This window comes from Bacillus sp. UNC41MFS5 (assembly GCF_000686805.1).
The window spans coordinates 199,104-216,328 of record NZ_JMLP01000011.1; the positions used below are offsets into that span (position 1 = coordinate 199,104).

A 17,225-nucleotide genomic window follows, 5' to 3' on the forward strand; every position below is an offset into this window, starting at 1 on the left:
TCCCTTTGTAAGAACACTCAATTATCTTTTGTTTAAAAAAAGCCAATTTATTAGGTTCTAATAATCACCCCTCTCAATTTAATTGGGATTACACTTTACTAAATCCTTTCATGAGATTTTTGCAAGAATCCCGGATAACTAGTTTTGCAGGTATCATTTTTTGTCTTGGAGCTAATTGTTCCTTTAACACATTAATTAAAACTTCAGCGGCTTCTTCCCCCAGTTTCTCTGGAAATAATTCAATACATGTTAGTTTTGGGGTTGTCTCTAAAGCTAGCGTTTCATTATTACTTAAGGCTACTAAAGAAAGCTCATTCGGAATATCAATCTTCAATTCCCTTGCAGCACGTAGGACACCTAACGCCACACGGTCAGTATCAGCAATAATGGCTGTGTATTCTTTTCCATTAATCGTTTCTAGTAAACTATAAAATCCATATTCAGAAGCATTCTTATATTTTTCCTGATCGTTATAAATCACATTCTCTTCTTTAAAAGGTAAACTGAAATTTTCAAAGGCTCGTTTTAAGCCTTCCTTTCGATCTTCTGCTACTGTCATTCCATAGGAAGCATTGAGAAAGAGAATTTCGTGATGACCATTTTCGATTAGGAACTCCCCAACCTCTTTCACAATCTCAATATTATTGTTATCAACAAATTTGGTGTCAGCATCTTCTTCGTCCGGTCTGCCGATTAATACATATGGAAGATTTAATTGCTTGTATTGAACAATTCTCTGATCATCATCTTTTGGATTTAATAAAATAACTCCATCCACAGGATCCCTAGAAAAAAGGGCTGTCTCTTCATTCTCAACCAATCTGTCAAGCAGGACTCTATAGCCGTTTTCTGTACACTTTTTGACGACTCCATTTATTACTTTAATATCAAAGCCGCTTAGTTCGGTATCCAGCGTTGGCATCTTTAGTCCAATAATCATCGTTTTCTTCATCGCTAGACTTCTAGCAGCATGATTCGGGACGTAGTTAAGTTCCTTCGCTACATTTAATACCCTTTCTGTTACTTCGATACTTATGGGTCTTTTTTTACTAAACACACTCGAAACCGTTCCCTTGGAAACCCCGGCTCGTTTTGCAACATCAGCAATTGTCACCATTATTATCACCTAAATTCCCCGTTTAATTAAACCGGTTTAATTGAAAATTAAAAAAATTTAAACTAAATTAACATAAAAAATAATCCTATAAGTCCGATTGTAACAAAAAGTAGAATTCATAAAACCGGTTTAATTATTGAACACGCTTTCATTATAAATAGAATTCCAAAACAAATCAATATTATGAAAATAATTTTGAGAAAATTTCTATATTTCAGTAATTTAGTCATATAAAACTTGAATGATTACTAGGTATTTAGTTCTGTTTTAATTAAACCGATTTAATTGATAGTGTTTCACTATAAAAACAAAATAAAAAACAGTCAACTACTTTCGTCTATAGTTGACTGTTTTTATAACTTTAAATATTCCCATTCATTTTGCGCTCTCTTAGTTGCAGCAATTCCTTGACTTCATTGGAAGTAATGGAGTGCACCCCCATGTCTAAGAATTTCTCCATCTCTTGTAAATCATCAATCGTCCAGACTAAAACAGGCAAGTAGCGCAATCTGGCAATTTCCAGCAATTCTTCTTTACATAGGTGATAGTTAATATTAATCCCGCAACATCCAGCAGATATCGCATCCCGGCACGTTTCTTTAATAAATGCTTGATAATTCCTCTCCAAAGAATGCAAACCTGTATTTGTATCTGCATTTAGCAGAACTTGATAGGGACGGTAATGATTCTTTATAAAGGTTGCTCTTTCTTTTTCACATCCACTAAATATAACGTAATCTCTCATCTTATATTCTTCGATGGCCTGAACCATCGGATGAATCGCGATGTCCTCTTTTATATCGAGATTAATCATTCGGTTATATTCCTTAATTAGCGGTAAAACATCTTCAAGTGGGACAATCACATCGCTTTTTACGTGACATTTTAATTCCTCATAGGTCAAATCCCGCAGGCACCTGCTCCCGAAAGGGGTACTAACATCTTCATCATGCAACAGGACAACAACCTGATCTTTTGTAACCCTGACATCTACTTCAATAACGTCTGCTCCTGCCCTTAAACCTTCAAGCACAGACTGAATGGAATTTTCAGGGGTTTTCATGCAGCCACTATGAGCTGTAATCAAAGGCCATTTCATTTATATAACTACTTCCTTTCGAAGTTTTATTGGTTACTACAATTTTTTTAAAGGACGTTACTCTAAATGCAAATATCTATGAGAAAACTGCATCTATCAAAAAGGGGACCTAAAAAAGTTTTAGCTCCCCTTTAAAATAGTAACTTATCATTTTCTCGTTTCTCAATTAATCAATTAGTAGCTCTTTGAATCGTCTTTCATCATGCTGCGGATGTAAAAGTATCCCATACCAGCACAAATTAAGAATAAAAACACGGCCATACTACTTGCTTGCCCTAGCTCATTGTAAGCTGAAAAATGCTGCGCCATTGATACTCCCAGCATCTGAGGAGCATTTTTATCAATCAAAAATGGTGCAGTAAAGCTACCTGCAATTCCCATGAATAAAAATGTAAGGGCAACAAGCATTGTTTTCATTGAAAGAGGTAAAATAAACTTTGTAAACAGCTGTAGTTTTCCTGCACCCGCATCTTTAGCGCTTTCAATTACAGCGAACGGTATAGCTGCTAAAGCTGAGCTTAATAGCATAGTAGTAAAAGGAATATTAAACCATATATTCATTAAGATAACACCTTTTATATCATATATAATCGGGGGTAAAACGCCTTTTCCTATTAACCTGGCAATCCAGCCATTATCACGATACATATTAATAAAACCGTAAATGGCAATGATACCCGGAATAAACATAGGTACGTAATAGACTTTGCGAATAAGATTAACAATTCTTCCTTTGCTAAACTGCATATAAATGGCTAATGCGTAGCTAATGAACAGTACAAAAATACTTGAAATAATCGTGACAGTGAGTGTGTGCATAATATTTTTGATCATCAGTGGTTCTGTAAAAAGATAGATATAGTTCTCTAAACTAAGCTGCCCGCTGCTATCCTTGAAACTTTCCACAAACGAAATACCTACTGGCACAATAACTAAAACAAGTAGAGTCAGGAATGATGGAAGTACCAAGAGTATGCCAAATATACTCATTTTTGCCTTCTTAGTTAGTTTAGGAAACAACGAGGGCACCACCGTTGTTCTAACTACACTTTCATTCTCTCTTTTGATCATTGTGCAGCAATCTCCTCTTGCCAACGTTTATTAATTTCTTCAGATAGACTTCCTCCGTTAAAGATACGATAACCGCCCTTTACACTTTCAAAATTCCTTTGCAATTCTTCAGGTAATAAATCCCAATCAATACCAGGATACCCATACATTTTGTCGGCAACAATCTCCTGCGCTTTTGGTGTTAACACATAGTTTAATAGTTCTTCTGCAGCTTCTTTTCGTTTTTTATCTTTATTTTCAGGGAGCATTAGATAAGCAGGGCCACCTGTGAATGCTGGGTTAAGTTGTTTTAGCTTAATTTTGTCTGGTAATAATTTTTTATTTACTTGCTCAAGTGCCATATCAGACCATGCTGGAGTCATATCAATTTCTCCATTTGCTAGTAAGTCTAGCGATCCTTGGTTTTTCTTAGGATACACTCCTTTTTGGTATACATCTGGTGCTAATTCTTTTAAAATCTTTAATCCTTTTTCCCATTCTTTCATGATACTTGGATCCTGGTTGTTCATCGCTTCAGGTGGTAACTGATTATAAATAGTAGTCAGCACAAATGATTGACCTGATCCACCGGTGCTTGGGTCGTTATACGCAAAACGCCCTGGATTTTTATGGATCCATTCATATAGCTCATCTGGCGTGTTAGGGACATCTTTCACCTTTTCACTGTTATAAGCTAAGACTACTGATGAGGCGCGGTAAGGTACTGCTAATCCATTTGTTCCTTGTAGATTTTTTTCATCGATGGTCGATAAATTTGGGATATTTTTCTCATCTACCTTTGCAAAAATTCCTCCCTCATTCTCTCCCACCTGAATATCTGCCATGCTTCCTTCATAAACATCAATCTCGGCATCTTTTCCAGCCTTCTTCGCGGCAACAAGGCGGTCGATTGTAGATTGCCCGCCTGTACCTGCCGGCAGGAATACTAACTTAACATCAATAGTTGGATTCTCCTTTTCGAATTCAGGAATAACGGTCTCCCAATAGTCTTTTACATTTAAAGATCCCCCGGAGTATAAAGAAATTTGCACTGTTTCATCTTTAGAACTTGATTTAGAATCTGAAGATGTTTGGCTGTTACATGCTACTAATGATAATGCTGTAGCTGCTGTTACCAGCATTAATTTTGATTTACGAAAATTTTTTCCTAACATACTAATTCCTCCCTAGTTTCATTATTTGATGATTCCTGTTTAAAAGTTTTAATATTCAGTAATTTAATTTTAACCATATCCTGTAAAACCAGGCTCCCCATCTGTTCACGGTCAACGAACATCTTGATATTCCCAATGCTTGTATAAAGCGTAACCTCCGCATAATGGCCCAACATGGTCACTTTGTTAACTTTTGCATCCAGGCCATTTTCATTTTTATTAACTATAACGACATCTTCCGGTCTCACACAAATAGTTACTTCCCCTGTATGTTTTCCGATATTCGGATACTGAAGGGATCCAATCTGCAATAACTGTCCAACACATTTTCCTGGGAGGAAGTTCATTCTTCCGATAAACTGTGCAACAAATAGTGATGCTGGATTTTCATAGATTTCGCTAGGTGTCGCAATTTGCTCAATCTTTCCAGCATTCATGACAACAATTCGGTCGGAAATGGCCAGTGCTTCTTCCTGGTCGTGGGTAACAAACAACATGGTCAACCTTTCACGGGCCTGAATCTCACGTAACTCCTCACGTAATTCGTTACGTAATTTAGCGTCCAGGGCTGAAAAAGGTTCATCCAATAGTAAAACCTTTGGTTCGAGTAATAATGCCCGAGCAACGGCAATACGTTGCTGCTGTCCTCCCGATAGCTCTGTCGGAAATTTTTTTGCTGCATCAGGCAGTCTTACTAGATCAAGAGCCCATTTTACTTTCTGTTCAATTTCTTTCTTAGGCTTTTTAAGGAGTTTTAAACTGAAAGCTAAATTATCATACACTTTCATATGCGGCCATAAATTGTAACTTTGAAAAACCATTGCTGTCGGCCTTTTTTCAGGTGGTAAATGGAGAACACTTTGGTCGGTGATTCGAATATCTCCGCTGCTCGGTTCTTCAAAACCACCTACGGTACGTAAGATAGTAGATTTCCCACAACCTGACGGACCGAGTAAAGTTAACATCTCACCCTGATGAACATCAATACTAATATTCTTTGCTCCTTCACCAGTTGGATATTGTTTGGTTAAATTTTGAATCGATAGTTGAATAGTCATGTAATCCCCCTGAAGAATATTTTTTAATTCATTTTAAATCCACCTGCAAGTGCATCGCCGGCAACGAATTTTCTTGCTGCCACTAATAAAATCACAGTAGGCAGTGTCAAGATGATTGAGAAAACAGCTCCTGCCGTACTAGGATAATCAGCAATAAGTGAGTACATGATGACAGGCATTGTCTTGAAATCAGGAACTCCGACAAGTAGAGTACCCTGTGCCTCATCTAGTGATGATAAAAATGTGAAGATCGAAGCAACTAGGATTCCAGGTGCTGCCATTGGTAAAGTGATATGCCAAAAGACTTTAAACGGTGATGCACCCGCATCCCTTGCAGATTCCTCTTGTGCTTTATGTACATTTTTAAATGATGCCGATGGGATCCATGTCATATACATCAGCGTATTGAGAATATGAATCAAAACGATACCAACAAAGGTATTCATTAAGCCAAACTGGTAAAATAAGACTCCAATTGAAACATATAGCCCCATTTTAGGAAAAGCGTTTGTCAATAAAAACGAAAATAAGAAGAATCTTCTAAAAGGAAACCTTATCCTTGCAAATGCATAAGCAGCCGGAATACAAATAACAATAGAAGATAAAGTTACAACAATTGCAATAACAAAGGATAAAATAATAGAATTAAGAATCTCATCGTCCTCAAATACAAAACTCCACCACTCAAGTGACCAGGATGTAGGCAGTTTTGCCGGATATTGCCACTCTCCCGCGAAAGCGAGCAGCAATAGATTTAACAAAGGACCTAAAAAGAAAATACAAAAGATAGCCAGTATAATAAAATCAATAATTTTCCGCTTTTTTAACGTTTTAAAATACCACATTTTTACTGCCTCCTTTCTTCTAGACAAAAACTGTATTGGGGACTCCAACCTTTCCTGCTATCACCCCCTTAAATTAAGTAGATTGGATTTGTAAAACCAATCATGGTTTTGACACCATTGAAGGTTCCATGTAACTCAGTAATAATCCAATTAATCTCTCTAAGATCTACTTTTATTTCCTGGATTGCATTCTCTTTAGAGGCTTTGACATCATGTAAAATACCAACATTACTTTTTACGACTAGCTTTAATTCCTGTTCCTCAAGATTCCAATGGCCGTTTCTTGCTGAGTAATCTACTCCTACTTCAATAGATTCTTTATTAAAAAGAGAAGCCTTTTCGATCTTTGCCCCAACGGAATAAATGTTACCTTCCCGGTTCTTTACCGTCATCATTGGAATAGGTCCCATGGAAACGATCATTTTCCCCTCCCTTATTGCCTCTACTAATGTTTGATCATTAAGGGGTTCATTCTCTTCCACTTCTAAATAAGTTGCAGAGATTGGACCATCATTCATATTGGAGTTATGCCAATCTCTTCCGCTTGTGGCCGAAATGGTAAAGCCTTCGTTTAATTTGTCTAGCCACAATTGATAGGCTCTGGCATTACTCTTAACAATGGAGGGGAATGTCCCTGACCATACTTCTATATAATCAATCTCCTGCCAATCCGCTATATCATATTCCCAGAAACAGCCTGTACAAATGGGACTTCCAATCCTATATGGGTGTGCAATTCCTGCGACACCGTTTTGTTTATGGACTTCCTTAATCCCTTTGTGAATATCAATCGGCGATAAATTTCTCCAATCAACGTATTCACGGATGCCCAACGTAACCATGTGGCCATAAAAGGTTGTCCATTCCAGCCCCTGCATAATATGAATTCCCGTCTGCCCAGTCACAAATTCCTTTTCTTCCAGTCCGGACATTGTATTATGGTCTGTCAACGCTATACCAACCAGACCTAATTTTCTTGCATTTTGAGCCATTTCTAATAATGTGTGTTTGCCATCACTGTGGGGTGTATGGGTATGCAATTCAAAGGGCAGCCACTTAGTCATTTTCAAGCCCCCAAATCTTAAGTTTATATTTACATTCATCCGTTACCACCGCATGCATACTGATTGTTACCTTCCACATTCCCGGCGGGTTATCTGAAGAAATTAAGCCTGGAGAGGAGTTACTATCTGACAGCACCAGCTCTAAATTTGAATCATGCCGATGGGTCGCTCCTCTAAATTGAACAGGATCGTCAAATGAAAGAGTTAAATGGTTCTTTAACGGCATGAACTCCTCACAGCGGTGCCCGCTATCTTCATAACCATATTTTCTGAGAGATTCCAAGATTAATTGTTTAGATTGCTCTTCATTATCTAAATTCTTGGGTGAATATTCAAAATGGTACTTCATGGTTTTATATTTTTTTGCTGCAAAAAAGGAATACGTGATATGACTACTTGCACAAGATGGAGTTACTTTCCCTTCCACTTCGTAAAGATAATCCATTGCTGACCTCCCGAAAATGTAATCAAACGCTTACAAAAAAATGATTATTCCAACTTGAATCAAACGCTTACAAAATTAGGGTTAGCTTGTCTTCTTTCCGAACTATCATTACCTGCTAATTGCTTCCAATCTCTAAAATATTTATATCGCTTATTTTTCTGATTGAAGTAAATATTTCTGAAGCATTCTTCTCTTTTGGTACCTTGAGCACCAACTCCATCTGATACTGGCCTTCCTGCAAATCCTTAATATAAATATCATTGACATTATAATTTTGACATTTTACTTTTTCGATTATTTTCGAAATATCCACCTGATCAAGGATGAGGAATTTCACTTTCAATTCCTTTGAAGAAAGAGTCTTTGGGATGAATAGATTTACTATCAATGGTAGCACTTTCAGCGAAAACAAAATGATTCCTATGCTAATACATGCTTCATAATAAAATCCTGCCCCAACCGCGATACCAACACCTGATGCCCCCCAGATTATCGCAGCTGTTGTTAATCCGGAAATCACATTATTTCGTTTCCTTAATATGACACCGGCACCCAGGAAGCCAATACCACTAATCACTTGTGCTGTTAACCTCATGGGATCAGTTCTTATGTTTGAATTCATCTTTGCGTATAAATCTGCCGATTCTATTGATACAACCGTGATTAGGCAGCTTATAACTGAAATGACCACACAAGTCTTTAATCCTAATGGCTTTTGTTTCAGCTCCCTTTCCAAGCCAATTATGATTCCTAGAACTGCTGCCATTCCCAGTCTGATACTAATTGCTTCCAAACTCATATTCTGCCACTCCTTTCCTTTTCATATAGAATGCAGGCCCTAGCGCCATTCACTATTGGTGTCTCACCCCCTTGAAAAATATGATCCAATAGACTCTGCAATCGGTTTAATGAGAGTTTTTCAGGAATCTCGTATAACAAGTTCTGCAGGTATCATTTTTTGCCACATCAGCAATAGTTACCATTGTATTCTCCTTCATACTAGAGATTATTAAACCGGTTTAATAAAATCGTAAAAAAATAATCATACCTAGAAGAAATAACAGAATCTCACTACACATATTTTTTGATATTTACTGTTTTGGACATTTTTCAATTAAAGCGGTTTAACAATTTTATGTAAAATATCACTTTTTACTATTCTTTCCCACCGAAAACTATACAATAATTAGGTACATGCTTGATAAACGACGACAAAATCGTTAAAACGGTTTAATGATTGTTTACGCTTTCATTATATATACATTTCTGAAAGAAAACAATATTCAGAATATATTCTCTTAAATATATCTAGAAATTAGTAATATTTAACGATACATTTAAATATAAAAAATATGACTTTTGTATGATATCACCCGTTTAACCGAATCAAATGCGCGTGTGACATTTAGAATAACTAACCATTAAACAAACAGCCAACTAGATATGTTACTAGTTGACCGTTTGTTTAATGGTTATTCGTTCATTGTTTGTTCCACTAGTAAACTTGCTTCCTCCTTGTCTAGAAAAAAGTGTATACCGATGGATCTTTAGTTTTTTTTCACGGCAGTATTAGATTTAATATCCATATTTTCAGACACTTTTAAATTAAGTTCTTCCACTAAATCGATTAATTCAATTGGCTCACTTATTATATAATCGGGTTTTTCACTTTTATCAGTTGATGATTTCGAATATCTTGGAGTCCAATTTAGAAAGATACTTGTTATTCCTACATTGTTCGCCCCTTTTATATCACGACTTAGATTATTTCCTACCATAACGATACGACGATGGTCTTTTTCATCAAGGTCCAATGCACCTACTGCTGCTTTAAACATACGTGGACTTGGTTTATGAACCTTTAAATTTTCTGAGTAAATCATTACTTTGAAATAATCATATAACCCATTCTGCGTTAAAATATTTTTGAATGACTGTGCTAATCCATCTGCTACTAAAGCTAATGTGTATCCCCTTTCTGCAAGGGTTTTAACCATTATGTCTGCTCCAGGTATAATATTTGCTTCGACAACAATATCATGTTCGTCTCGAATCTCCGTACCTTCATCAATAATCGTGTCACCACAGTCAAGAAATATAATTAGCTCTTTTGATTTCAATTTCTTCACTCTCCTCTAAAGTACACATTTATTTACTCAACAATTGCCAGTTTGTTAAATAAAGCTAAAACTTTAATAACTTTCTTAGATGGGGCATTGCTAAAGAATATTCATTTTTATAGTGAGAAAAGCTTCCACTATTTAATATTTCAAAACCTAACTTCAGGTAAAGCCCAATGGCTTTATAACTCCATGTCTGTGTATGAAGGAACACATCTTTATCACCTTCAAGAAATATTAGTTTTTTTAGAGACTCAGAAACCAATGCTTTTCCAAGTCCACAACCTTGGTATTCTTCTTTCACAGCAAACCAATGTATTGATGGTACTCGTTTGGTTCCAGTCATATTCCACCAACTTGTAATAGTCCCTATTTCCTCTCCCTTTTCATTCTGAACAAAAAGCAAGCGTCTTTTCAGTTCATCTAAAAAAGGTAAATAATTCTCATGAAAGTATTTCATTGCTTCATCTATATTAGTAAACTCACCAACTGAGGTTTCAATTTCAGCCCATTTCATTTCTTTACCTTCTGAAAACCACACAAATGAGTACCCTTTTGGCAAAGAAAAACTAGAGACTGGAGCACCTGAGCCTCTTTTCATAATCACATTGAAATAAGGGATTGATTTATCTAACAATCTCGCATCACCTCTCGGATTTTTCTTTTCGTTATTACATAAAACCGCCCCTTTAGACTAATAAGAAAAAGGCTGTCATATCTGCCTAATTTAATTGAACTCAAGCACTCCGTTGAAGTAGATCAATAGATTTCATTGGCATTTGGTGATAAGTTTTCAATATGCTTTAGATACTCCATAACACGGTTATCATGTTCATATGGGTATTCATAATTTAAACGATCTGCAACATCTTTGGCTGTACTACGAAACAAATTAGCCATTGTAAATAACGCTCTCCATACACCTTCATAACTTCCATCGGAAAAAGTAGAAAGAAGTCCCTGCCAACTCTTTTCTGAGAGAAATCTCTCCAAATACTTCCCGCATTTACCTATACTAATTGAAAAGTCCGTTTGTATACCTACCTGCCATTCTAGCATTTTAATTAGCATCGGTCTGAGGTAATTATTAAGATGTTCTTGTGCATAAAGAATTTCCTTTCTCCACAAACCCTTTGCTACATATGTGGAGACCCACCAAAACTCATTACAACAATCAGCATAGAATTCAGCAGATGGACGTTTTACCCAATAGTCCTTATCGGTCGGAGGAGGGATTGCAGGAAGGCAATCATCCTTATCCATTAAAATAATAGTCAGCTTATCCTCTATACAATACTTGTCTTTTTCAATTAAGGGAATTAACGTTAGGTCAATACGATTTCCATCTGTAAACTGCATCAAATAGGAGAACCGCCCTCCCAATGTTGGTGAAAACATTGACATAGCTTCAGGTGTTTGCATAATGATTCGTTTACCAAAAACCTCTATCCAATTGTGGTTTCGTAAAAAGGAATCCATTTCGGTTACGAGATAAACAATATCAAAATCCTGAAACATATCTTTTGGAACATTCGGATTTGTTCGGGAACCATTCATTCCCACAGCACGAATTCGTTCATCTTTTTCTGCTATTCTTAAAATTAATTTTATCATTTCCTGTTCTGTCCGCATTTCTTTCCTCCCTAATCATTTACATGAATGAATTAATCCAGAAATCATTAAATACCGAAAAAGCACCTACCTAATTAAAATATTTCTAGGTAGATGCTCTATTTAATTCAATATCAATCATTTAACATTTGATATTAACCTAAACTGACTACATGTCGGTAAAAATGTAGTTTACATATTTGAAACAAGACTAGATTTTTCTTCAAAATAAACAGCTTTCCCAGATTTTGCAGATTCATAGATCGCTTCTAAGATTTGCGTAACGACAAATGCTTGTTCTGGTTTTACGACAGGTTCTGTATCATTGATGATATTATCAATCCATAGGCGGGCTTCTAGATCAGCATCTGTTTCTGATTTTCCATCGTAAAATGCTACCCCACCAGCACCAAGATTAACATTGGTCGTATAGAGTTTACCGAAGCTTTCCCCATTAATTCTTAGGCCCTCCTTCATATCGGCTCCGCCTTCTGTTCCACTCAGTGAACATTTTGCTTCATCAACATCTAAAGAGTTCAATGCCCAACTCGATTCTAAAACGATTGTTGCACCATTCTCCATTGTGATAAAACCAAATGCAGAATCTTCAACGGTAAACTTTTCAGGATCCCACGGTCCCCATGCATTAGCCGCATCTTTCTTCTGACTTAATTTATGGTAAGTTGTCCCCATAACCGATTTTGGCTTATAGTTGTTCATCATCCACAATGTTAAATCAAGTGCATGTGTACCAATATCAATTAATGGACCCCCACCTTGCTTTTCTTCATCAAGAAAAACTCCCCAAGTAGGTACAGCGCGACGACGAATGGCATGTGCTTTAGCATAATAAACTTCTCCAAGATCTCCTCGTTCACATACCTTATGTAAATATTGGCTATCCGGACGGAAACGATTGTTATACCCAATCGTCAGTTTTTTACCAGAACGTTTAGCAGCCTCCAACATTAGACGTGCTTCCGCTGACGACTTCGCCATTGGTTTTTCACACATTACATGTTTACCTGAATCAAGGGCTGCTACAGAAATTTCAGCGTGGAAATCATTCGGAGTTAGTACGTGCACCACCTCGATCGACTCATCCAGAAGTAACTCTTGATAATCGTCATAAACTTTTGCATTTGGGGCCCCGTACTCAGCTGCTGCTTTTTCAGCTCTTTCAACAAGCACATCACAAAATGCAACCAATTCAACGTTTTTTAGCTTTGCTAAGCTTGGCAAATGTTTCCCAGTCGCAATACCACCACAGCCAATAATTGCTACTTTCACATTTCTAGACATATTTTTTCCTCCTATACCATTTTATTATTTGAAATAAATTTCAAGATGTTCTTTTGCTTTTATGATCCCTTGACGTTCTGCCTCTAAAGAACCCCAATAACGATGATCTTCTAGTTCAATGCTTATTGGACCAGTATATCCAATTTTTTCTAAACGCACTGCAACTTTTCCCCAGTCTACATCACCTTGTCCAGGAATTGTGTAACGCCATGAACCTTCTGAAAAATCATACTTAGAACCAAACGTAGCCTGGATGACACCGCATTCATATAACTCATCATGTAAAATTTCAGTATCTTTCCCATGACAGTAATTGATTCTTTCGCCAAATTCACTTAAAACTCTTAAATGGTCGATACCCAGTCTAACTAAATGGGATGGATCATAATTAATCCCAAAATGTTTAGAAGGAATAACATTGAACATGGCTCTAAGCATTTCCGGTGTACAGCCTAACGTTGGATAATATGGTGCAGGTCCCGGCCATCCTTCTAATGCAATATAGATGTTCTGTTGTTCAGCATGCTTTACAATACTAGGAAACGTCTCTTTCCAAATCTCAAATGCATTCTGTCTTGACATTGTTATATCATCTGGAACAAGACACATGAACATCACTTTACCACCAAGCTGAGAGACTTCGGTCATCTGATTTTTAAGAGCTTCTACGGCCTCTGATCGACTATTTTCATTCACACTTAATAGTTTTGTTTGACCAACCGCACCCACGCCATCAATGGAGCCGACTTCAAGTCCTTCCTTATCCAAAGCTATCTTAACTTCTTGGTTAAAATATGGTACGTCTATTACGTCTAATCCAATACTAGAAGCCCAGTTTGCAACAGACTCTATTCCACCTGCACCAATTTTTGGTGATATTCTCATACCTATTTTTTTATTCAAATCAAAAACCTCCCACTATTTTAGTTCATTCCTAGCATTCTATTTTATTCCAGTAAATGTAATACCTCGAATAAATGTTTTTTGTAAAAAGAAGAATAGGATAATAACAGGAATTGTCATCATTGTTGAAACAGCCATCATGAGTCCCCATTCTGAGCCCTTTTGACTTTGGAACTGCTGCAACCCTATTGAAAGTGTATACTGTATTGAATCTGTTAAATAAAGTAATGGGCCTAAAAAGTCTGTCCAGCTTGCCATAAACTGAAACAGGCCTACTGCTAAAACTGCAGGTTTTGCTAACGGCAGCATAATCTGCCAATAAATTCTAAATTCTCCAGCCCCATCAATCTTTGCAGCTTCTCTTAAACTATCAGGTAATCCCATGAAAAATTGTCTTAATAGGAAGATGTAAAAAGGAACACCGAAAAATGCAGGAATGACTAATGGTAGTGGTGTTCCAACCATGCCTAATTTTTCAAACAATAAAAATAACGGGATCATTGTCACTTGACCTGGAATCATCATAACTCCAATCGTAATGATAAAAAGAATATTTCTACCAGGCCACTTGAGTTTTGCGAAGCTATAAGCAACAAGCGGGCATGAAACCACTGCCCCAACAGTACTTGAAATTGTAATGATCAGTGTATTTTTTAAATAAGTGAAAAAAGGTATGTAGGACATAGCATCGATGTAATTGCTCCACTTAACTGGCTTTGGAATCCATTCAGGTGGAAATGTAAACACTTGTGTCAATGGCTTTAATGAAGTTGATACCATCCAGATAAATGGAATCATAAAGAAAAATGATGCGACAATTAGGACGACATGTGCTGAATAACGGGAAAATTTCTTTTTGATTGTCCCATTCATTGTTTCTACCTCCTTATTATTCTTGATAATGGACCCAACGTTTAGATGTAAGAAATACGATTGCAGTTAATGCCATAATAATCACAAATAAAATCCAAGCTATTGCAGAGGCATAACCCATTTTAAAGAATTTAAAACCATTGTCGTATAAATACATAACGTAAAAAGTTAAAGAATTTGCAGGTGTCCCCTGTCCTTGTGTTAACGTATATGGTAAAGTGAATTGCTGGAAAGCACCGATAATCCCCATTACAAGATTAAAAAAGATAACTGGTGTTAATAGAGGAAGAGTAATATGAATGGTTTTTTGAAACCAATTTGCTCCATCCACTTCTGCAGCGTCATAATAGTCTTCAGAGATATCACCAAGACCTGCCAGATAAATAACGACAGCCTGACCGATTCCCCATAATGACATCATAATGAGAGATGGTTTGGACCATGTTTCACTTCCGAGCCACGCTGGTCCATCAATTCCAATTGTATTTAGAAAGCCGTTTACAAGACCGAACCCAGGATTTAGCAGCCACATCCACAAAACGGCAAGTGCCACATGTGGAACAAGTGTTGGTAAGAAAAAAATCGTCCTATAAACTGCCATACCTTTCACTTTCATGTTTAACATCATTGCAAGTGCAACACCAAAGATGATACTTAAAGGTACATAGTAGACTGCAAAGTAAACCGTGTTATACACAGATTTCCAAAATAAAGTATCGTTCATTAATTCCGCATAATTTTTTAATCCGATAAATTCTCCTGGCTGAAGAATACTGTATGTTGTAAAGCTAAAATAAATGGAGGAGAACAATGGGATTGCATAAAAAACGATTAATCCGATAATCCATGGAGATGCAAATAATAGTCCGTATTTGTATTTCCCCCAATTAGATACTTTCTTTTTGGGGACAATATTTAATTGATTGTCAGTCGGTGTTTTTTGAGACTTGATTCGTTCAACCAGTTGCGTATTACCTTTCACTTTAATCCTCCCCTTCCTTATTATTTAAGAGCAAGCGCCTTGATAAAAATAGAGGGAGGAGGAAAACAAAACCTCCTCCCTTATTTGTCATTTTTTTAGCTCTTTATTCACTTTGTCAGTGACCTTATCTAGCAATTCCTCCGGTGTTCCATTTCCTCGTGTCGCATTTTCAACAGCACTTGCTAGTTCGTTCCAATACAATGACCCTTGTGTCATAACTGGTCTATGATGAGAAACAGGTAAAATATCGACAAATTCCTTTAAGATCGGATCATTTTTATATCCTAGTTCTTCATTTACAGAATCGATTACTGAGAAGTCTCGAGCAATTCCACTAAAGATTTTTTGCCCTTCTGCACCACTAAAGAACTCCATAAATTTCCATGCAGCTTCTTTATTTTTCGCACCCTTAGGCATAACAGTAGACCAACCACCTGACCATGTTGTATGATTCTCTCCAGTAGGAGTTGGCATTGGGAAAACACCATAATTCAAATCAGGTTTGAATTTTTTAATGGCAGAAACTTCCCATGGTCCACTTACTTTCATACTTAACTGTCCAGTTAAGAAAGGATCCATTGCACCTTCACCTTGAGAATCAGTGAAACCAGCGATGTCCTCGACATTATACTTCTTTGCGAAATCTGCCATCCATTGTAGAGCCTCTATGTTCTTTGGATCATTTGCTGTCGCTGTTTTTGTTTCAGGATTATAGAAATCTCCTCCAAATGCCCAGCCCCAGCCGTAAAACCAGCCCTGACCGAACCATGGAATAAAGCCAATCCTCTTGAATTTTTTCCCATCTTTGATTGTTAATTTTTTAGATGCAGCTTCTAATTCTGCAATTGTTTTTGGTGGATTTTCTGGATCCAAGCCTGCTTCTTTGAACTGGTCTATATTGAAGTAAACAAGACGTGAATCAGTTGTTGTTGGCATTCCGTATAATTTTCCTTCGTAACTTGCTTCATCCCATGCAAACGGATAATATGTTTCTTTTTTAACTCCACTTCCTTCAGCTAAATCTGTCAAATCCTCCAATGAACCTTGTGCTGCCCAAGAGCCAATTTCAAATCGGTCAAAGTAAGCAACATCTGGTGGATTTCCTCCCGAAACCGCAGTTAGTAGTTTTTCATTTTTTCCTTCACCTTGATTTGCAGTATAAACAGCCTTTATTTTGATGTCGGGATTCTTTTTCTCAAAGGCCTTAATGACCGCATCAACCGCTTCCCCAGTAACATCTGTCATAGGATGCCAAAATGTAACGGTTGTTTGATCTCCATTTGCATTTTCTGAAGTACTCGATTTTGATGAGCATCCAGTGAGAAACATAGATAATGTTAAAACGAAAACAAATACTAGTAATCCAATCCTTTTATTGTTTTGCTTCATCTTAATCCCCCTATTTTTTTATAAGATGCTGTTTAATAAAAGACTCCTTTCCCTTAACTTTTATGTAAATTCATCGATGCACCCAAAAATAAAAGCGTTTTCATTTTTGAATAAAAAAATAAACATTAGAGCTAATATATCATTAAAAATAACATCTATAATTGGTATCTTTAAATGATATATCAATAGATT

Annotated in this window: 17 protein-coding genes; all 17 read right to left on the minus strand. The window is 36.7% G+C overall.

The features are described 5' to 3' along the window. Positions 1-88: 88 nt before the first annotated feature. The 17 genes from BR30_RS0105885 to BR30_RS0105965 all read right to left on the minus strand — a co-directional run bounded on the left by BR30_RS0105885 (position 89) and on the right by BR30_RS0105965 (position 17,033). Positions 89-1,117: a LacI family DNA-binding transcriptional regulator gene (locus tag BR30_RS0105885; protein ID WP_026564207.1), complete on the minus strand. Its 1,029-nt coding sequence runs from the start codon at positions 1,115-1,117 to the stop codon at positions 89-91. 361 nt (positions 1,118-1,478) lie between these two features. Further along, positions 1,479-2,216, minus strand: coding sequence for a glycerophosphodiester phosphodiesterase (locus BR30_RS0105890; protein WP_026564208.1), 738 nt, complete (start codon positions 2,214-2,216; stop codon positions 1,479-1,481). A 174-nt stretch (positions 2,217-2,390) separates the two neighbouring features. Next, positions 2,391-3,287: an ABC transporter permease gene (locus BR30_RS0105895; protein ID WP_081825359.1), complete on the minus strand. Its 897-nt coding sequence runs from the start codon at positions 3,285-3,287 to the stop codon at positions 2,391-2,393. Continuing rightward, complete coding sequence (locus BR30_RS0105900) at positions 3,284-4,441, minus strand: extracellular solute-binding protein (protein ID WP_026564210.1); 1,158 nt, start codon at positions 4,439-4,441, stop codon at positions 3,284-3,286. The genes BR30_RS0105895 and BR30_RS0105900 overlap by 4 nt, the downstream gene beginning before the upstream one ends. Further along, complete coding sequence (locus BR30_RS32745; RefSeq protein WP_081825360.1) at positions 4,435-5,499, minus strand: ABC transporter ATP-binding protein; 1,065 nt, start codon at positions 5,497-5,499, stop codon at positions 4,435-4,437. The genes BR30_RS0105900 and BR30_RS32745 overlap by 7 nt, the downstream gene beginning before the upstream one ends. Before the next feature lie 23 nt (positions 5,500-5,522). Then, the gene (locus tag BR30_RS0105910) at positions 5,523-6,344 is read right to left on the minus strand and encodes an ABC transporter permease (RefSeq protein ID WP_026564211.1); all 822 of its coding nucleotides are present in this window, start codon (positions 6,342-6,344) and stop codon (positions 5,523-5,525) included. Between the two features lie 68 nt (positions 6,345-6,412). Further along, entirely contained in the window at positions 6,413-7,408 is a 996-nt protein-coding gene (locus BR30_RS0105915) for a CehA/McbA family metallohydrolase (RefSeq protein ID WP_026564212.1), read from the minus strand. Then, a complete protein-coding gene (locus BR30_RS0105920; RefSeq protein ID WP_026564213.1) occupies positions 7,401-7,853 on the minus strand; it encodes a hypothetical protein in 453 nt (150 codons plus the stop codon). Before BR30_RS0105920 ends, BR30_RS0105915 begins: the two co-directional genes overlap by 8 nt. 115 nt (positions 7,854-7,968) lie before the next feature. Then, a complete protein-coding gene (locus BR30_RS0105925) occupies positions 7,969-8,652 on the minus strand; it encodes an MgtC/SapB family protein (RefSeq protein ID WP_026564214.1) in 684 nt (227 codons plus the stop codon). A gap of 748 nt (positions 8,653-9,400) precedes the next feature. Next, positions 9,401-9,982, minus strand: coding sequence for an HAD family hydrolase (locus tag BR30_RS0105930; RefSeq protein ID WP_035445091.1), 582 nt, complete (start codon positions 9,980-9,982; stop codon positions 9,401-9,403). A gap of 55 nt (positions 9,983-10,037) precedes the next feature. Then, positions 10,038-10,610, minus strand: coding sequence for a GNAT family N-acetyltransferase (locus BR30_RS0105935; RefSeq protein ID WP_026564216.1), 573 nt, complete (start codon positions 10,608-10,610; stop codon positions 10,038-10,040). Between the two features lie 122 nt (positions 10,611-10,732). Continuing rightward, positions 10,733-11,605: an aminoglycoside 6-adenylyltransferase gene (locus BR30_RS0105940; RefSeq protein WP_026564217.1), complete on the minus strand. Its 873-nt coding sequence runs from the start codon at positions 11,603-11,605 to the stop codon at positions 10,733-10,735. A gap of 171 nt (positions 11,606-11,776) precedes the next feature. Further along, on the minus strand, positions 11,777-12,886 hold the full coding sequence (locus tag BR30_RS0105945; protein ID WP_026564218.1) for a Gfo/Idh/MocA family protein: 1,110 nt from the start codon (positions 12,884-12,886) through the stop codon (positions 11,777-11,779). A gap of 24 nt (positions 12,887-12,910) precedes the next feature. Further along, complete coding sequence (locus tag BR30_RS0105950) at positions 12,911-13,789, minus strand: sugar phosphate isomerase/epimerase family protein (protein ID WP_026564219.1); 879 nt, start codon at positions 13,787-13,789, stop codon at positions 12,911-12,913. Between the two features lie 39 nt (positions 13,790-13,828). Next, positions 13,829-14,662, minus strand: a complete 834-nt coding sequence (locus BR30_RS0105955) for a carbohydrate ABC transporter permease (RefSeq protein ID WP_026564220.1) — start codon at positions 14,660-14,662, stop codon at positions 13,829-13,831. 16 nt (positions 14,663-14,678) lie between these two features. Continuing rightward, on the minus strand, positions 14,679-15,644 hold the full coding sequence (locus tag BR30_RS0105960; RefSeq protein WP_331280768.1) for a carbohydrate ABC transporter permease: 966 nt from the start codon (positions 15,642-15,644) through the stop codon (positions 14,679-14,681). Between the two features lie 87 nt (positions 15,645-15,731). Next, positions 15,732-17,033 carry an ABC transporter substrate-binding protein gene (locus BR30_RS0105965; RefSeq protein ID WP_026564222.1) on the minus strand — a complete coding sequence of 434 codons (1,302 nt, stop codon included), beginning with the start codon at positions 17,031-17,033 and terminating at the stop codon, positions 15,732-15,734. Between the last annotated feature and the right edge of the window lie 192 nt (positions 17,034-17,225).